The sequence below is a fragment of the Sulfurospirillum sp. genome (assembly GCF_036802865.1).
Classification (GTDB): Bacteria; Campylobacterota; Campylobacteria; order Campylobacterales; family Sulfurospirillaceae; genus Sulfurospirillum.
In genome coordinates this window covers 834,499-849,782 of the sequence record NZ_DAIRVK010000001.1, presented here as the reverse complement: position 1 = coordinate 849,782, position 15,284 = coordinate 834,499, and the positions used below count along the sequence as shown (strand labels likewise).

14 protein-coding genes and 1 tRNA gene are annotated in these 15,284 nt (G+C 39.7%); 7 read left to right on the top strand and 8 right to left on the bottom strand.

Annotated features, from left to right (window positions below; all coding sequences use genetic code 11):
- Positions 1-39: 39 nt before the first annotated feature.
- On the bottom strand, positions 40-750 hold the full coding sequence (locus tag V7Q04_RS04215) for a hypothetical protein (RefSeq protein ID WP_333803656.1): 711 nt from the start codon (positions 748-750) through the stop codon (positions 40-42).
- Positions 751-970: 220 nt separating this feature from the next.
- Here V7Q04_RS04215 and V7Q04_RS04210 point away from each other — a divergent pair, with 220 nt between their 5' ends.
- Positions 971-1,918, top strand: coding sequence for a GlxA family transcriptional regulator (locus tag V7Q04_RS04210; protein WP_333803655.1), 948 nt, complete (start codon positions 971-973; stop codon positions 1,916-1,918).
- A gap of 189 nt (positions 1,919-2,107) precedes the next feature.
- Complete coding sequence (locus tag V7Q04_RS04205) at positions 2,108-3,310, top strand: pyridoxal phosphate-dependent decarboxylase family protein (protein WP_333803654.1); 1,203 nt, start codon at positions 2,108-2,110, stop codon at positions 3,308-3,310.
- A 913-nt stretch (positions 3,311-4,223) separates the two neighbouring features.
- Here the strand turns inward: V7Q04_RS04205 and V7Q04_RS04200 are convergent.
- Positions 4,224-4,300 (bottom strand) — tRNA-Met (locus V7Q04_RS04200).
- A gap of 211 nt (positions 4,301-4,511) precedes the next feature.
- On the opposite strand from V7Q04_RS04200, the gene groES reads away from it, so the two are divergent.
- The 3 genes from groES to V7Q04_RS04185 are packed head-to-tail and all read left to right on the top strand — an operon-like array spanning position 4,512 to position 7,289.
- On the top strand, positions 4,512-4,778 hold the full coding sequence (gene groES / locus V7Q04_RS04195; protein WP_333803653.1) for a co-chaperone GroES: 267 nt from the start codon (positions 4,512-4,514) through the stop codon (positions 4,776-4,778).
- Between the two features lie 27 nt (positions 4,779-4,805).
- Positions 4,806-6,446 carry a chaperonin GroEL gene (groL, locus tag V7Q04_RS04190; RefSeq protein WP_333803652.1) on the top strand — a complete coding sequence of 547 codons (1,641 nt, stop codon included), beginning with the start codon at positions 4,806-4,808 and terminating at the stop codon, positions 6,444-6,446.
- A 60-nt stretch (positions 6,447-6,506) separates the two neighbouring features.
- The gene (locus tag V7Q04_RS04185) at positions 6,507-7,289 is read left to right on the top strand and encodes a hypothetical protein (RefSeq protein ID WP_333803651.1); all 783 of its coding nucleotides are present in this window, start codon (positions 6,507-6,509) and stop codon (positions 7,287-7,289) included.
- Here the strand turns inward: V7Q04_RS04185 and V7Q04_RS04180 are convergent.
- The 5 genes from V7Q04_RS04180 to V7Q04_RS04160 form a co-directional block, all read right to left on the bottom strand.
- Positions 7,286-8,119: a YitT family protein gene (locus V7Q04_RS04180; RefSeq protein ID WP_333803650.1), complete on the bottom strand. Its 834-nt coding sequence runs from the start codon at positions 8,117-8,119 to the stop codon at positions 7,286-7,288. The genes V7Q04_RS04185 and V7Q04_RS04180 overlap by 4 nt on opposite strands.
- A gap of 34 nt (positions 8,120-8,153) precedes the next feature.
- The gene (locus tag V7Q04_RS04175) at positions 8,154-8,531 is read right to left on the bottom strand and encodes a DUF1850 domain-containing protein (protein ID WP_333803649.1); all 378 of its coding nucleotides are present in this window, start codon (positions 8,529-8,531) and stop codon (positions 8,154-8,156) included.
- Positions 8,528-10,594, bottom strand: a complete 2,067-nt coding sequence (locus V7Q04_RS04170) for a TRAP transporter permease (RefSeq protein WP_333803648.1) — start codon at positions 10,592-10,594, stop codon at positions 8,528-8,530. Before V7Q04_RS04170 ends, V7Q04_RS04175 begins: the two co-directional genes overlap by 4 nt.
- A 52-nt stretch (positions 10,595-10,646) precedes the next feature.
- Positions 10,647-11,588, bottom strand: coding sequence for a TAXI family TRAP transporter solute-binding subunit (locus V7Q04_RS04165; RefSeq protein ID WP_333803647.1), 942 nt, complete (start codon positions 11,586-11,588; stop codon positions 10,647-10,649).
- Between the two features lie 185 nt (positions 11,589-11,773).
- Positions 11,774-12,370, bottom strand: coding sequence for a lactate utilization protein (locus V7Q04_RS04160; protein ID WP_333803646.1), 597 nt, complete (start codon positions 12,368-12,370; stop codon positions 11,774-11,776).
- A gap of 120 nt (positions 12,371-12,490) precedes the next feature.
- On the opposite strand from V7Q04_RS04160, the gene V7Q04_RS04155 reads away from it, so the two are divergent.
- Entirely contained in the window at positions 12,491-13,201 is a 711-nt protein-coding gene (locus V7Q04_RS04155; protein ID WP_333803645.1) for a YebC/PmpR family DNA-binding transcriptional regulator, read from the top strand.
- A gap of 43 nt (positions 13,202-13,244) precedes the next feature.
- Here the strand turns inward: V7Q04_RS04155 and V7Q04_RS04150 are convergent, their stop codons facing one another.
- The gene (locus tag V7Q04_RS04150; protein ID WP_333803644.1) at positions 13,245-13,490 is read right to left on the bottom strand and encodes a helix-turn-helix domain-containing protein; all 246 of its coding nucleotides are present in this window, start codon (positions 13,488-13,490) and stop codon (positions 13,245-13,247) included.
- Between the two features lie 148 nt (positions 13,491-13,638).
- Between V7Q04_RS04150 and V7Q04_RS04145 the strand changes: the two genes are divergently transcribed.
- A complete protein-coding gene (locus V7Q04_RS04145) occupies positions 13,639-15,240 on the top strand; it encodes a methyl-accepting chemotaxis protein (protein ID WP_333803643.1) in 1,602 nt (533 codons plus the stop codon).
- Positions 15,241-15,284 lie beyond the last annotated feature (44 nt).

Below are 15,284 nucleotides of genomic sequence, written 5' to 3'. Positions count from 1 at the left end.
GAACTATATATGCCTCTTTTGCACTTCGTTTGACACCTTTTAATACGAAATTATCTGCAAATTGGAAAAATACCCATTTGAACCATCATCTACCCAAAGCCCGACCGAGCCTTTGGCCTCGGCACCCATTTTCAAATCACTGACTGTGATAGCAGGTTCCAATTCATTATTTAAATAAGCCTTAGCCACACTTCCTTTGACTTCGATTTTAAGATGAATCCATTTTTTAGGAGCAATATTTGCACCTTTTTCATATTGTTCAGGAAATTCATTACGGAATCGATCAAATGACCAATCAGGATATGAGATGTATTGAATTGCCCTGTCAATGCGGGGAGAAGGTGGGACAGGCTCAGCATTGCGTCCGTTTGTCATACGCAGATAAATTGCTTCAAATTTGGAAACATCATTATTGATGCGAAAAGCAATTCCAGTAAATCCCCGTGAATCTGGATCACCCTTGCCGTTGACTTCACCGGCTATATCAACCTCGATAATTCCATTTTGGAAAGCAACGGGTATTAAAGCAAAAGTGGCATGATTCCCACCAAGTCCTTTCAACATCTGTGCCTGTTTTTCTTCACTAAGATAAACCTGAAGACTTTTGCGACCTTCAAAATCAGCAGATTTAACAATCACATTGTTCGGCTTCACCTGATCCGTATGTGACAAATCAAAGGTTTGCGCCTGAAGAGATGAAACTCCGAATAAAATAAAAACAATGGCAATATAAACAAACATACTTTTCATTCTAACTTCCTTTTTTACAAAATTAATTAAAGCCTGCAGTCCCTATCAAACGAAGTACAAAATTCTGTAGATATTTTCAAGTTGAAGTTCGTATTCTAGCTTTTCATTGAATTAGAGGATAGCTAAAACTGCATTTCGTTGGACAATTGTTATTATCTCATAGTATGATATAATCCAGAATAGGCATTTTTGCCATAAAAAATGTTATTTTGGACAAAATATGAATATAGCCATTTTAATTTTAGAAAATGTATTAAAATCAGCTGCTTATGGGATAGAAGATATGTTTATGATTAATAATGATTTTTGTAAAGCAAAGGATGAACAAGAGATAAAGACAACATTTGTTAGTTTAGAAGTTGTTAAGTATTTTGATACTGTCCCCTTATCTTTAGATACCTTTTATGACGCTGTTATCATTCCACCTACAGTAAATGATCATTCATTTGATGTATCAGAAAAAATAATCGCTTGGTTGATTTACCAATATCAAAATAAAGCTCTACTCGCTTCAACTTGTATAGGCAGTTTTATATTGGCAAAAACCAACTTGCTTGATGGAAAAGAAGCTACAACACATTGGATATATGAAGATAAGTTCAAAAAAGAATTTCCTAATGTCAACCTTGACGTAAACAAAATATTAATAGACCAAAAAGGTATCATAACTGCAGCTGGAATACATGCCTATTTAGATTTATGCTTATATATTATTGAAAAAACACATAGTAATAGAACAGCTAATCAACTGGCAAATTTGATGATTATTGATAAAGGAAGAGACTCTCAAAAATCATATAAAAATTTTTCTACAATTTTTTTATATGATGATAAAGAAATAAAAACTATAGTGCAATGGATGCAAGACAATTTACATGAACAAATTTCAGTTTTAGACTTAGCAAATAGATTAAATATAACAGAAAAAACATTTTCAAGAAGATTTAAAAAGTCACTAAATATTTCACCTATACAATATTTAAAAAATCTTCGAATCGAAAAAGCAAAAGAGTTGCTAATTACTACAAATAAAAAATTTAGTGATATTACTATAGAAGTTGGCTATTTTGATGAAAGTACTTTCAGGCAGTTTTTTAAAAGAGAAACATCTTTAAACCCTAAAGAATATAAGCATAGATTTAAACAGACTATAAATCTTAATGCGTGATAATAGCTTTGCATACTTAATTACCGCATTGTAAAAACGCTTAAAATAGTCTTTCGATTATATAAGTGCAATAATTGATAAATATCATCTTTATTAGGCTATATAAGCTTCTGTCCAACAATACCAATATGACGAGGAGTTTTATCTACTTTAGTATAAAATACCTCTAAAATTTACTTGGAACTAATCATGAAAACTATCCATCAACGCTTTACCCCTCATCCTGATTTACATACGGCAGTTGAGTATCTCAACAAAACACATCTAGAGACAACTTCCTTGCCCGATACTTTACCTCTTTCTGGCATCGGTGAGACACAAACGCTAGAGCTTTTGGCACCTCATATACTGGGCAAAGCGACACATTTAGATGCACCTTTTGCTCTCGCACACATGGATCCACCTACTCCATGGATTACATGGGCAATCGCATTGTGGAATGCAAGACTCAATCAAAACCTCCTTCACCCTGCCACATCTCCATTTGCAAAAGGAGCCGAAGAACGTGTCATCGAATGGCTTTCACCCTTATTTGGTATGAGTGGCGGTCATTTTTGCGCAGGCTCAACTCTTGCCAATCTAACAGCCTTGTGGGCAGCAAGAGAGTGTGCGGGTGTCATGGAAGTCGTTGCTTCAGAAGCAGCACACATTAGCATTCCAAAAGCAGCACATCTTTTAGGGCTAAACTATCGTCCAATTCCTGTATGTAAGGACGGAACACTAGATGCGTCATCTCTTGGAGACCTTTCCAAAAGTGCTTTGGTTTTAACAGAGGGAACAACAACATTAGGAGCACTCGATACGCTCACGCTATGTGGTAAGGCTGCATGGACACATGTTGACGCCGCATGGGCAGGCGCACTTCGACTTTCTCCCATGTATGCTTCATTGCTTGAGGGAATTGAATATGCTGACTCCATAGCAATCTCAACCCATAAGTGGTTCTTTCAACCCAAAGATTCCGCCATCATTTTTTTCAAAGACTCTGAAAAAGCCCATAAAGCTATTTCCTTTGGAAGTTCTTACCTTGCAACACCCAATGTGGGTATCCAAGGTTCACGTTGCGCCTCAGCCGTTTTACTCTTGGCAACACTCCTTGCTTGGGGTAAAGAAGGATTAGCTGATTGTATCGAACACACTATGCAATCAGCTCATAAGCTCGCTCAATTTCTACAAGCCGAGTCTCGCATTGAAACACTAGCAACAGGGCAAACAGGAATTAATGTCTTTCGACCTTTACACATCGGTACGCAAGAACTCTTTGATAAACTTCCAATAGGTATGTTCTCCACTTGCACTGTTTTCAATCAACACTGGATTCGCTCCGTAAGTGCTAATCCTCTGGCTGATACACAAATAATTATCAAAACACTCACCATAGCCCTAGAATAAAGCCTCACATATAAACGCTTACCGAGTTCCACCTACATTTAGATATTTTCGGACATCCGTTTTAAATCCAGCTTAATTTACATAATAATTTCATGCGAGACATGAGTAAACACATTACAAGATTTTTGGAACGTTCACCATTGATACATAGGGTTGAGGGTAATAGTATAAGAGCATGCCATACGTGTTAAATCATCTGATGACTGGCGCAGTTCATCTACTTGTTGCATTGCACGATCGCGTGAAATATTATGCTCATCAATTTGTTTTTCAAGATATACATAACCTAGAAAAAATAAAGTAAAAAAGTAGTCCCTACCAAGTAAAAATCACACAACAAAGGAGTAAAAATACCAACATTTTTGCATGATACTTGCCTAAACATTGTTTCTCCTTATTGTGATGTATTTCTTTATCAAATTCTGTAGAGATTTTTAAGTTGAAGTTCTTATTTCACCCTTTAATTGAATTGAAGGGTGATTAAAACTGTAATTCGTTTAACAAGGGCATAAGCTACAACAGAAAGAAGTTATATTTTCAAGAGCGTATACCTAATTTTAATGTTCATTTGACGCCCACTCGAAAATACGAATAAAAATAAAACGAAATAAAAAGGGTCGGAGCTAAACTTTTGAGTTACCAATTTTACGCTATATCGATAACTGGTTAATAAATTAAAATATTATATTCAACGGGTTACAAAAATCTTAAAAAAGTTTTCTATCCCCCCCCAACTTCAATGATACAAAATCAAAAGTGAAGATAAAAGGCTGAGTCTTTTTCGAGCCAAAAGCGAGTCAAATTGTGCCAAAAATGAGCCAAAAATTTAGACCTCCGACTCTGGAGATAATAATTAAAAGTTATAGCTGAGTTGCTTGAAAGTGCTATGGGATAAGGGTTTGTGAAAAGTGAGTGGTGTCAAGAGAGGGACTCGAACCCTCGACCTCCGGCTTATGAGACCAGCGCTCTAACCAGCTGAGCTACCTTGACATGGTTAAAAGAGGTTGGCATTATATAGTCATAAAACTTATATCTAGGTTAATTAATGCGCCTTTCTGGAAACTTGAACAAAAACAGGAAACATTGAGTACAGTAGACTAAACTTTTACCTCTTTTTTCTTGACTTTTGAGCCACTTTTGTGTAAAATTTTGTCACTCGAAATAAACGAGTGCTAAAAATTTTAGTCAAAAGGACATTCAAATGACTTTCAAACCATTAGGAAAAAGAGTACTTCTTGAGAGAATCGAAGAAGCCACTACGACTGCTTCAGGTATTATCATCCCTGACAATGCTAAAGAAAAACCTCTTAGCGGTATTGTTAGAGCTGTAAGTCCAAAAGTTGCAGAAAAAGGTCTTGTTGCAGTTGGTGACAAAGTTGTGTTTGCAAAATATGCAGGTACAGAGATTACATTAGACGGCAAAGCATACCTCGTAATGAACACTGACGACCTCTTAGGCGTTTTATAATCAATCAATTAAAAAAAGGAATTAAACATGGCAAAAGAGATTCTATTTTCAGACAGCGCACGCAATGCACTTTACGAAGGCGTTAAAAAACTAAATGATGCAGTAAAAGTTACAATGGGACCACGTGGTCGCAACGTTTTAATTCAAAAAAGTTTCGGTGCTCCTAGCATCACAAAAGACGGTGTTTCTGTTGCAAAAGAGATCGAACTTAAAGATACTATCGAAAACATGGGTGCTCAACTTGTTAAAGAAGTTGCGTCTAAAACTGCTGACCAAGCGGGTGATGGTACAACAACTGCAACCGTTCTTGCACATGCAATTTTTAAAGAAGGCCTTAGAAACATCACAGCTGGTGCAAACCCAGTCGAAGTAAAACGTGGTATGGACAAAGCGGCTGAAGCAATTATCGCTGAACTTAAAACAATGGCAAAAGCTGTTAAAGATAAAAAAGAGATCGCACAAGTTGCAACGATTTCTGCAAACTCTGACACGGTCATCGGTGAGTTAATCGCTGAAGCTATGGAAAAAGTAGGCAAAGATGGCGTTATTACCGTTGAAGAAGCGAAAGGCATCCAAGACGAGTTAGACGTTGTTGAGGGTATGCAGTTTGACCGTGGTTACCTCTCTCCTTACTTTGTAACCAACCCTGAGAAAATGCAAACTGTTATGGAACACCCATTTATTTTATTGTTTGACAAAAAAATCTCTAACTTAAAAGATCTTTTACCAGTGCTTGAGCAAGTTCAAAAAACAGGTAAACCTTTACTTATTATCGCTGAAGATATCGATGGTGAAGCATTGGCAACACTTGTTGTTAACAAACTAAGAGGTGTTTTAAACATCGCTGCGGTTAAAGCTCCAGGTTTTGGTGATAGAAGAAAAGCAATGTTAGAAGACATCGCTATCATCAGTGGTGGTGAAGTCATCAGTGAAGAGCTAGGACGTACTCTTGAAGCGGCAACACTAGCAGACCTTGGTCAAGCAGCGCGCATCGTGATCGATAAAGACAACACAACCATCGTTAATGGTAATGGCGACAAAGCTCGCATTGACGCTCGTGTTGGACAAATCAAAGCGCAAATCGCAGAGACAAGCAGTGACTACGATAGAGAAAAACTACAAGAGCGTTTAGCAAAACTAAGCGGTGGTGTTGCGGTTATCAAAGTTGGTGCGGCTACTGAAACTGAGATGAAAGAGAAAAAAGACCGTGTGGATGATGCACTTTCAGCGACTAAAGCGGCTGTTGAAGAAGGTATCGTTGTAGGTGGTGGTTCTGCATTCTTGCTTGCAAATGCTAAAATCAAACTAAACCTTACTGGCGATGAAGCCATCGGTGCTGACATCGTTACACGTGCTCTTAAAGCACCTTTGAAACAAATCGCTGAGAATGCTGGCTTTGATGCAGGCGTTGTTGCAAACAATGTTCTTACAAGCACCAAAGCAAACTATGGTTTCAACGCTTCAACCGGTGAGTATGTCGATATGTTTGATGCAGGTATCGTTGATCCTGTTAAAGTTTCTCGCATCGCACTTCAAAATGCTGTTTCTGTTGCAAGTTTACTGTTGACAACGGAAGCTACTATTAGCAATGCAAAAGAGGACAAAGCTCCATCAATGCCAGATATGGGTGGCATGGGCGGAATGGGAGGCATGGGCGGAATGATGTAATTCATTCCCCTTGCTTTACCTGTAAAGCCATTTTTATGGCTTTACACTTTCATAATCACCATGAAAAAACTCACCTTTAGCCTCATTTTTCTCTCCCAGATACTCTTTGCCGCTGATACACTTATAGATGCCCTACTTGATGGCAATCTTACCCATAAAATCAGTGCAAATTACAATGAAGGAACGGAAGATGAAACGGCATTTTCAAGTAGTCGTACTCAAAAAATTCTTTTTCACTACCAAACAGCACCCTTAGCAGGTCTAAAGTTGGAAGTAGCGACTCAATCTTTTGCAACAGAAATGCACCAAAGTAGCACCGACAATACCATATACTACACCGAAGCGCTTTACCATGGTAAATCTGACGAGATGGGCTATAAACTGAGCGCAAACTACTACGCAGATACCTATCGTCAAAGCATCGCACAAAGTGGCATTTCAACGACCAATGCGTTTGGTGCAAAAGCACAAGTCAATTATGAAAATTTTGGAAGTTACATCGCTTATTCTAGAGTAGAAGGTGGCAAGCACAGTGCCAGTGGCGACTTGGAAGGGAAAGATCATCTTTTGCCAACGTCATCGGTATTAAGCTCGAACAACTATGCGCCCAATACCGCGGCTTACGCTGTTGATCTGAACTACTCTCCTCGCAAAGACATTACGCTAGGATCACGCTATGTCATTGCCAATGAGGAGCAAACCAATCTTTCGTATACGGGTATTTACAGCAATTTTCAGCTCAATGAAATTTCCAAAGGACTCAATCTTGGATTTTCATATGATAAAACGGGTATTGCTAAGCAAAATGATCAGTTTGGCATCAACATCAAAAGCAAGTTTTAATGCCCACGCCCTAACAACTCTGAGGCTTCCATAACGACCATAAATGCTTCGCTGTCTACTTGTTGAATCAACTCTTTTAAGCGTGGTACTTTGCCATTTTCAACCACTAAAAAAATCATACGCTTGTTTTCGTGCTCAAAAATGCCATTTCCTTCTACAATGGTGCCATTTTTGCCCAACTGTAGTACGATTTGGTTGCAAAGCTCTTCAATTTTGGTAGAAACGATATGCACTACTTTTTTAGAAGGACCTCTGGTTAAGAACATATCCACACTTTTAGCGCTGATGTAAATGCTCACCAAACTCCAAAGCGCTAAGTCCACATTTTTAGAGATAAATGCAATCGCAATAATAATAAGCATATCAATAAATAGCATCACGGAAGAGGCTTTAATACTCGTCTTTGACGCTACAATCTTCGCGATAATCGTAGAACCACCCGCAGAAGCATGACCGCTGAAAATAAGTCCAAGTCCAATACCAACAGCAATACCACCAAAAATGGATGCCAAAATAACATCGTGGCTGAGTGCGCTTACATGTAAAAACTCAACCATCACGTCTATACACAACGATGTAAAACCAATCGCAATGATACTGCGAATTGTAAAATGCTTGCCAAAATATTTGGTACCTAAAAGCAGCAGTGGCGCATTGATGATAACCATCAACATTCCCACAGGAAGTTTAAAAAGGTAGTGACCCAAAAGTGCCATACCCGAAGTTCCGCCCGTTACTAAAGCATTAGGAATAAACAAAGAGACAACACCAAAGCTCAAGAAGAGCGAACCTAAGAAAATATAACTGTAATTTTTGAGTTCTGATTTCAAGAAAGTGCCCTTACGTATAAAAAGTGGCGGTATTTTAGCGTTCGCAGGCTTCAAAAACAATGGTGTCTATTTCAGGAAGGGTTGGAAAAAGATCACTGAGTGGGTAACACATGCCATCAAAGCAGAGTTCATACTCTTTGGTAAAAGGAGAATGGGCAAGGCGAAGCTCACGAAGAGGAGCAATGCTAGGCGTGTAATGCCAAGCACCCTCTCGAAGCACCGCATCAGGGGGTGGTTCCATCCCTGCTCCGCTTCCCCGTACACTCGCAGATATGACATGTAGAGATTGATTCTCTATCTGCCACTGCTCTTCCCAACGAATTTTTTCTACCGAGTGCATCCAAGAGAGGGTAAAAGAGTGCACGAACAGCGTCGCAGACATTGCTCCCGCACTCATACATAAAGCCATCATTGTTTACGATTTTTCCACCAATTCCAAGCAATAAACATAGCCCCTAGGACAAAGCCTATTTCATCGGTAGCAGGAATAGCCGCAACCAAGAGTGTCGCAGTAGCTGCAGCAACGACACGCTCAACCATATGCAAGGGAGACCATAAATAACCAATAGCCGCACATCCCCATAAATAGATAGCAAGCAAAGCTTTTACAACAATATAAACAACGGCTATCCATGTAGGATCACCTTGAAGCATCAATGCTGGGTCATACACTGCCATAAATGGCACAACAAACCCTGCGACAGCGATTTGTGTTGCCTTAAAACCGATCTTCATGGCTGAAGCTTTGGCGATAGAGGCTGCCGCAAACGCAGCAAGTGCAACTGGAGGCGTAAGATCCGCCATGATGCCAAAGTAAAAAACAAACATATGACTCACAATGAGTGGAACACCCAATTTTAAGAGTGCAGGTGCCGCGATGGAACTTGTGATGATGTAGTTAGGAATGGTTGGAATTCCCATGCCCAAGATCAAACATGCCACCATGGTCAGTAAAAGCGAAAGAAAAAGACTCTTCTCACCGATTTCAAGGATAAACCCTGCAAAGTTAGAGGCAGCCCCAGTCAGCGTTAACACGCCTATGATGACACCCACAATCGCACAAGCGATACCTACACCAAGCGCTTGTTTTGCACCATCAATAAGCGCTGTTTTCATCGTGCGAAGCGTGTCACGTCCACCTTGAACAACAAAGTTTAGAAGCACTAAGAAAGCGATAACACCCAACACAGAAACGATGCCCCATTGTAAAAATGAAGATGCCCCAAGCGCAATGGCAACCCAAAAAACATAACGCAATGCAGTTTGTGAAATACGTGCGGCAATAGCTGCCCCAAGAATCAACACCGATGTCAACGTTAAGCCCATCATTCCCGCAAACATTGGAGTAAAGCCATGAAAGAGCATATAAACAAGTGCTGCTAAGGGAAGTGCCAAATACCAACTTGCTTTGAGTTCCGTCCAAGGGTTTGGACATTGATCCGCAGGAATGCCCAGTAATTTTAAACGCCCTGCTTCCAGATGGACCATCCAAAATGCGGTAAAGTAGTACAACATTGCAGGAATAATCGCTGCTATAACGATGTCAGAATACGGAACATTCAGTGTCTCCGCCATAATAAACGCCACAGCACCCATAACAGGAGGCATAATTTGACCACCCATAGATGACGTCGCCTCAACAGCACCCGCAAAAACAGAGCTATACCCAAAACGCTTCATAAGAGGAATGGTAAACTGCCCCACGGTTAATACATTGGCAACGCCAGAGCCTGAGATGGTTCCCATAAGCCCTGAAGAGATAACCGCAACCTTAGCAGGGCCACCTTGTGCGCGACCTACAAGACCCAACGCAAGGGCGTTAAAGAGGCGAATCATGCCTGCATGTTCTAGAAATGTTCCAAAAAGAATAAACAAGAAAATATAGGTTGCCGAAACAAGGGTTGGCGTTCCTAAAATGCCATCACTTCCAAGGTAGAGTTGACCGACGATCTGGTCAAACCCAAACCCACGGTGTGCGATGGAAAGTGGCAAATACTGCCCAAAAAAACCATACGCCAAAAAGATGCCACACACAAAGGTTAATGCCCAACCTACCACACGACGTGCGGCTTCAAAAACCAGCAGGCTGGCAGCAGTTGCCACAAAAAGATCCATTGTTGTCGGATCACCCGAACGCTCAATAAGATCGGCTTCAAACACAAGATGGTAAAACCCAAGAGCAAAACCAAAAAATGAGAGTAAAAAATCGTACCAAGGGATACTTTGTTGTGAACGCCCTTTTGATGTTGCGGGGTAAAGCATGAAAATCAAAAAGACTAAAAAGCTTACATGTAAAGCGCGTATAATCAAACTTGAAAATGGATGAAACGCCGCAACTGTGATTTGATAGGCAGAAAATGAAAGTGCTCCAAACATCACAAGCCGTGCCGCCCAGCCAATAAGTTGACGCTGGTGCCCGTGTTCTTCAAAATCGGAAGTATCTTCGTGAACTTCCTCGGTTACTAAGGCTGACATAACATTCCTTCAACATTTTTTGTTCTAAAAAGCCCTAAAATAGGGCTTTGTCTCATTTTAGAATTCCCATCTCTTTATAATATCTCTCAGCCCCTGGATGCAGTGGTGCTGGAGGATTTTTCGCTGCATTTGCAAGGTTAATGCCTTTAGCCGCAGCATGTGCAGCAACCATCTGATCTAAGTTCTCAAACATCGTTTTGGTCATGGTATAGACCGTTTGTTCAGATACGCCAGAGTGTGTGACAAGGAAGTTTTGAACCGAAACCGTTTTAACATCAGCGGTTTGACCTTCATAAGTATTGGCAGGAATGATGCCCACTTGGTACGCAGGATCGTCAATTTTTTTAACAATATCTTCTGAAATGCTCAAGAAAACCACTTTTTGAGAAGTTGCAAGATCACGAAGGGCTGCAACGCCTGCACCAGAGGAGAGCAGTGTTACATCAAGTTGTCTGTTTTTCATAAGCTCAACAGACTCAGCATAAGAGAGGTACTCAACTTTAGAAAAGTCTTTGTAGCTAAGTCCTGCGGCGGCAAGAATTGCTCTTGAATTGAGTTCTGTTCCAGATTTTGGTGCACCCACAGAGATGCGTTTGCCTTTAATGTCAGCAAATGACTTAATGCCAGAATCCGCAGCAGCAACAAAGTGAATGTAATTTGGATAGAGTGCACTAATGGTACGAAGTTTTGAAAGAGGTGCTTTAAAGCCTGCCTCTGTATTGCCTTTGTATGCATCAGAGAGCGAATCGCCCAAAGAAATCGCAGCTTCACCGCGTCCTGCTTGAAGAAGGTTAAGATTTTCAACACTGGCTTTGGTTGCTTGAACCGCCGTTTTAGAATCAGGAATAGCTTTAGCATACATCTGCGAAAGTGCGACACCCAAAGGATAGTAAATGCCGCTTGTTCCCCCTGTGAGAACATTGATAAACTCTGTCGCATAGACGGATGCCCCAAGACACACGACCATAGCGCCCGCTAAAAGTGATTTTCTCATCGATTTCTCCTATTAAGTAAATGATTTGCATTTGTGTAAAAACTCTTGTTGAGAGAGTGTTTTATTCTAACGTTCCCTCAACAATAAACTTCTTATGATCTCACTTTAATGCAAAATTCCTTGGAAAATCTAAAAATGTCACACATTTAAACGTTTAGCGCTAAAATGCTTCTTATAGAAACATCTTAATAGCCCAGTTCATCGTCAACTAAAATAATCGTCGTGCGCCCCTCATCATCGCCATTTATGTAAGAAAATTTTCTACCAATATTATTCATATTATGGCGTGGCTCTTTGCCCAGACTGATCGCGAGGTTATTCATACGCTCAATGTTCTTTGGACTTGCCACATCACGAATACGGTTAAAGCCCTCTTCCACATTTTCAACCAACTTGTTAATGCCAGCGATGATGAGCACTTTTTTAGGCCCAAAAATCTGTGCAGCCACTCTATTCCCGCTACCATCGGCATTCACAAGTTCCCCGTTTTTTGTCAGTGCATTGGTGCTTGTAATGTAAAGATCCGCAAGGATGCCTTTGTGTCTGCGATCGCTGTTTTCTTCCATACTAATGCCTGCTTCATATTGATTGTAAAGAGTAATATCTTTACGAGATGTAACATAATCATAAAGCCCTATTTGCTTGACCGTTGTTGAACCGCCAAAACCTATGCTCATGTTTGGTTTAATGAAACTCATCGCAACACTGAGTGCTTCTTCTTGTGTGGGAACACAAATAAGCTCAAAGCCATGTTTTTTATAGATTTTTTTGAGATTTTCCATACATTCTCCATTTTTAAGTGAACTATTGGTCTCATTATAGAAAAAACTCTTATTTTAAACAAGGTATAAACAAGCTATAATAATGCACTATTAAGAATACATACGAAGGAATTAACCCCTATGGGAAGAGCGTTTGAATACCGAAAAGCATCAAAAATGAAACGATGGGGAAATATGTCTCGCGTATTTCCAAGACTGGGCCGTACGATCATGATGGCGGCTAAAGAAGGCGGTGGAGACCCTGAGAGTAATGCAAAACTCCGAACAGCGATCCTCAACGCAAAAGCTGAGAATATGCCTAAAGACAATATTGATGCGGCGATTAAAAGAGCGCTTGGCAAAGATGCACAAACCCTGAGTGAAGTTACTTTTGAAGGCAAAGGACCACACGGTTCACTCTTTTTTGTTGAATGCGCAACAGACAATAACACAAGAACCGTAGCGAACATCAAAAGTGCATTCAAAAAAGCTGGTGGTGAGATGGTTAACAATGGCTCACTCGAATTTATGTTCTCACGCAAAGCAGTTTTTGAGTTTGCAAAGACAGCAGACATGGACATCGAAGAGTTAGAGCTTGAGCTTATTGACGCAGGATTGGAAGAGATCGAGGAAGAAGAAGGCGTCGTGCTTGTGTATGCAGACTACACCAACTTTGGTACCCTCAATGCAGCGTTTGATCGTCTAGGCATTGCCCTAACCAAAGCAAACTTAGAACGCATCGCCAATAACCCTGTCACGTTTAGTGAAGAGCAAATGGTCGAGGTGGATAAAATCATCGAAAAAATTGAAGACGACGACGACGTTCAAGCCGTTTATACCAACATCGGTTAATACTAACAGAGGAGCTTTACCTATAAAGTTCCTCTTCCTCTGTTCAATCCAAAACTAAATCTTTAAAAAACTCCCCAATATCTACTTCTAACACTTCAGCAATTTTGCATAAATGCTCAATATTAAACTTTTTTTTCTGTATACCCACTTCCGCTTTCGCATAAAAAGCAGAAGAAGAATGCCCGATGGCTAATGCCATTTCAAGTTGACTTTTATGTTTTTTTTCTCGTAAATATTTTACGTTATTTCTTATCTTTGCATGTAATTTTTCAACATTACAACTATACATGATCTTCCAAAACGCTACCTATTTAACTTTAATTTTCATGAGTTTACTCATCTAACCATTTAACTTCAACGTCCTATAGGACATTGCAATATGATACATGAAATTATATACTATGAGCTTTATGAGATTTTAGTCAAAAGGTATTACTATGTTAAGAACAATTCGGGCAAAAATGGTATTTTTATTGTTTATTTTTCTTCTCACCACAGGGAGTTTAACCTATCTACTTGTTTCAAATACAAGCGGTGCACAAAAAGTTGCAAATAAGATTGATTCTATAGGTGAAGCTCGCTCTTTAAGTGCCATGCTTGGAACGTATGCAAGGGGTTATCAGCTTTCATTTGATAGCAAGAATTTTGAAGGTTATTTCAAAACAGATAAAGGCCTTATGGAACACCTTAGCGAAATTCAAAAAACAACGACAGATGCTACACAATTAGCATTATTAGAAAACATTAAAAAAGAGGCTATTAATTATAAAACAGCAAATGAAACACGTTTTAAAATCATCAAAGAACACACCCACACAACACATGCCCCAGAGTTTTTAACGACAAAAGATGGACAAATTCTTAAAAAGCTGAGTGATGAGGGTGCAGAGCACTACTTCAAACTTCAAGAGATGATTGATCTTCTTACAACAAACGTGCAAGAATCTGAATTTGCAATTTTAGAGAAAGCAAAAACAACAGGTATCCTTACATCTTCTATCTTAGCAATCATTGTCACATTACTTTTTTTATTTATTATCAGCAAAATTCGTCTCTCTATTCAAAAAGCCTCCGATGGCTGCTTTTACATTGCTCAGAACAAAGATTTGCATTATAAAATAGAAACGAATGACAATGATGAAATCGCACAGATGATGACTATTTTTAACGATCTATTAGCACAGCTTGCCAAAGCCATTGATGAAGCAAAACAGAGTGCACATGAAAATGCGGCTGTAGCCGAAGAGCTTTCAAGCACATCCCTACACATTGGCAAGAGCACAGAAAATTCTGCGAAAGAAATCGAAGAGACCACACAAGCCACCGAAGCTGTTGTCTCTATCTTAGAACAAAGTGCTCACAGTTCTAACCAATCAGGAAATGTCATTGCTAATGTTTCAGATGAGCTTAAAAACGCTTCAGAAGAAGTGCTCTCCGTTTCAGATGAGTTGAAAAATGTTGTTATCCATCAAACAGACCTTTCGGGAAGACTTGAACACCTTGACCAAGATGTTGAACAAGTTAAACAAGTACTTTCTGTTATCTCAGATATCGCGGAACAAACCAACCTTTTAGCGCTCAATGCCGCTATTGAAGCCGCACGTGCAGGTGAACATGGTCGTGGATTTGCTGTTGTTGCAGATGAAGTACGAAAACTTGCGGAACGTACTCAAAAAAGTCTTGTTGAAAGTAATGCAACGGTTGCTGTTATCGTTCAATCTGTCAGTACGGCTTCTGAAATGATGCGTAAAAGTGCTACAGAAATACAACAACTCGGCGATAGAGCAGACACCACACAAACGCTGATGCGTACTACCGTAAAAAATATGAGTAATGCAAAAGAAGTAGCCATCAAAACAGCAACAGAAGCCAACGCAGGTCGTGAAAAAGCCATTAATGTTATTGATCGTATTCGAAATATCAGCACTATTTCGAATTCAAATGCAAGAAGTGTGGAAGAGATAGCTTCTGCCGCTGAGCATTTGGCGAAGCTTTCCGAAGGACTCAGTCTGACACTCTCTCAATTCAAAACTGCCTAAACATCCGCTCAAACTACACTTACAAACTTACATTATGGCTTTAC

Coding starts and splice junctions, on each gene's coding strand:
- V7Q04_RS04215 (WP_333803656.1), bottom strand. CDS start 750: ATGAAAAGTATGTTTGTTTATATTGCCATTGTTTTTATTTTATTCGGA.
- V7Q04_RS04210 (WP_333803655.1), top strand. CDS start 971: ATGAATATAGCCATTTTAATTTTAGAAAATGTATTAAAATCAGCTGCT.
- V7Q04_RS04205 (WP_333803654.1), top strand. CDS start 2,108: ATGAAAACTATCCATCAACGCTTTACCCCTCATCCTGATTTACATACG.
- groES (WP_333803653.1), top strand. CDS start 4,512: ATGACTTTCAAACCATTAGGAAAAAGAGTACTTCTTGAGAGAATCGAA.
- groL (WP_333803652.1), top strand. CDS start 4,806: ATGGCAAAAGAGATTCTATTTTCAGACAGCGCACGCAATGCACTTTAC.
- V7Q04_RS04185 (WP_333803651.1), top strand. CDS start 6,507: ATGAAAAAACTCACCTTTAGCCTCATTTTTCTCTCCCAGATACTCTTT.
- V7Q04_RS04175 (WP_333803649.1), bottom strand. CDS start 8,531: ATGATGGCTTTATGTATGAGTGCGGGAGCAATGTCTGCGACGCTGTTC.
- V7Q04_RS04170 (WP_333803648.1), bottom strand. CDS start 10,594: ATGTCAGCCTTAGTAACCGAGGAAGTTCACGAAGATACTTCCGATTTT.
- V7Q04_RS04165 (WP_333803647.1), bottom strand. CDS start 11,588: ATGAGAAAATCACTTTTAGCGGGCGCTATGGTCGTGTGTCTTGGGGCA.
- V7Q04_RS04160 (WP_333803646.1), bottom strand. CDS start 12,370: ATGGAAAATCTCAAAAAAATCTATAAAAAACATGGCTTTGAGCTTATT.
- V7Q04_RS04155 (WP_333803645.1), top strand. CDS start 12,491: ATGGGAAGAGCGTTTGAATACCGAAAAGCATCAAAAATGAAACGATGG.
- V7Q04_RS04150 (WP_333803644.1), bottom strand. CDS start 13,490: ATGTATAGTTGTAATGTTGAAAAATTACATGCAAAGATAAGAAATAAC.
- V7Q04_RS04145 (WP_333803643.1), top strand. CDS start 13,639: ATGTTAAGAACAATTCGGGCAAAAATGGTATTTTTATTGTTTATTTTT.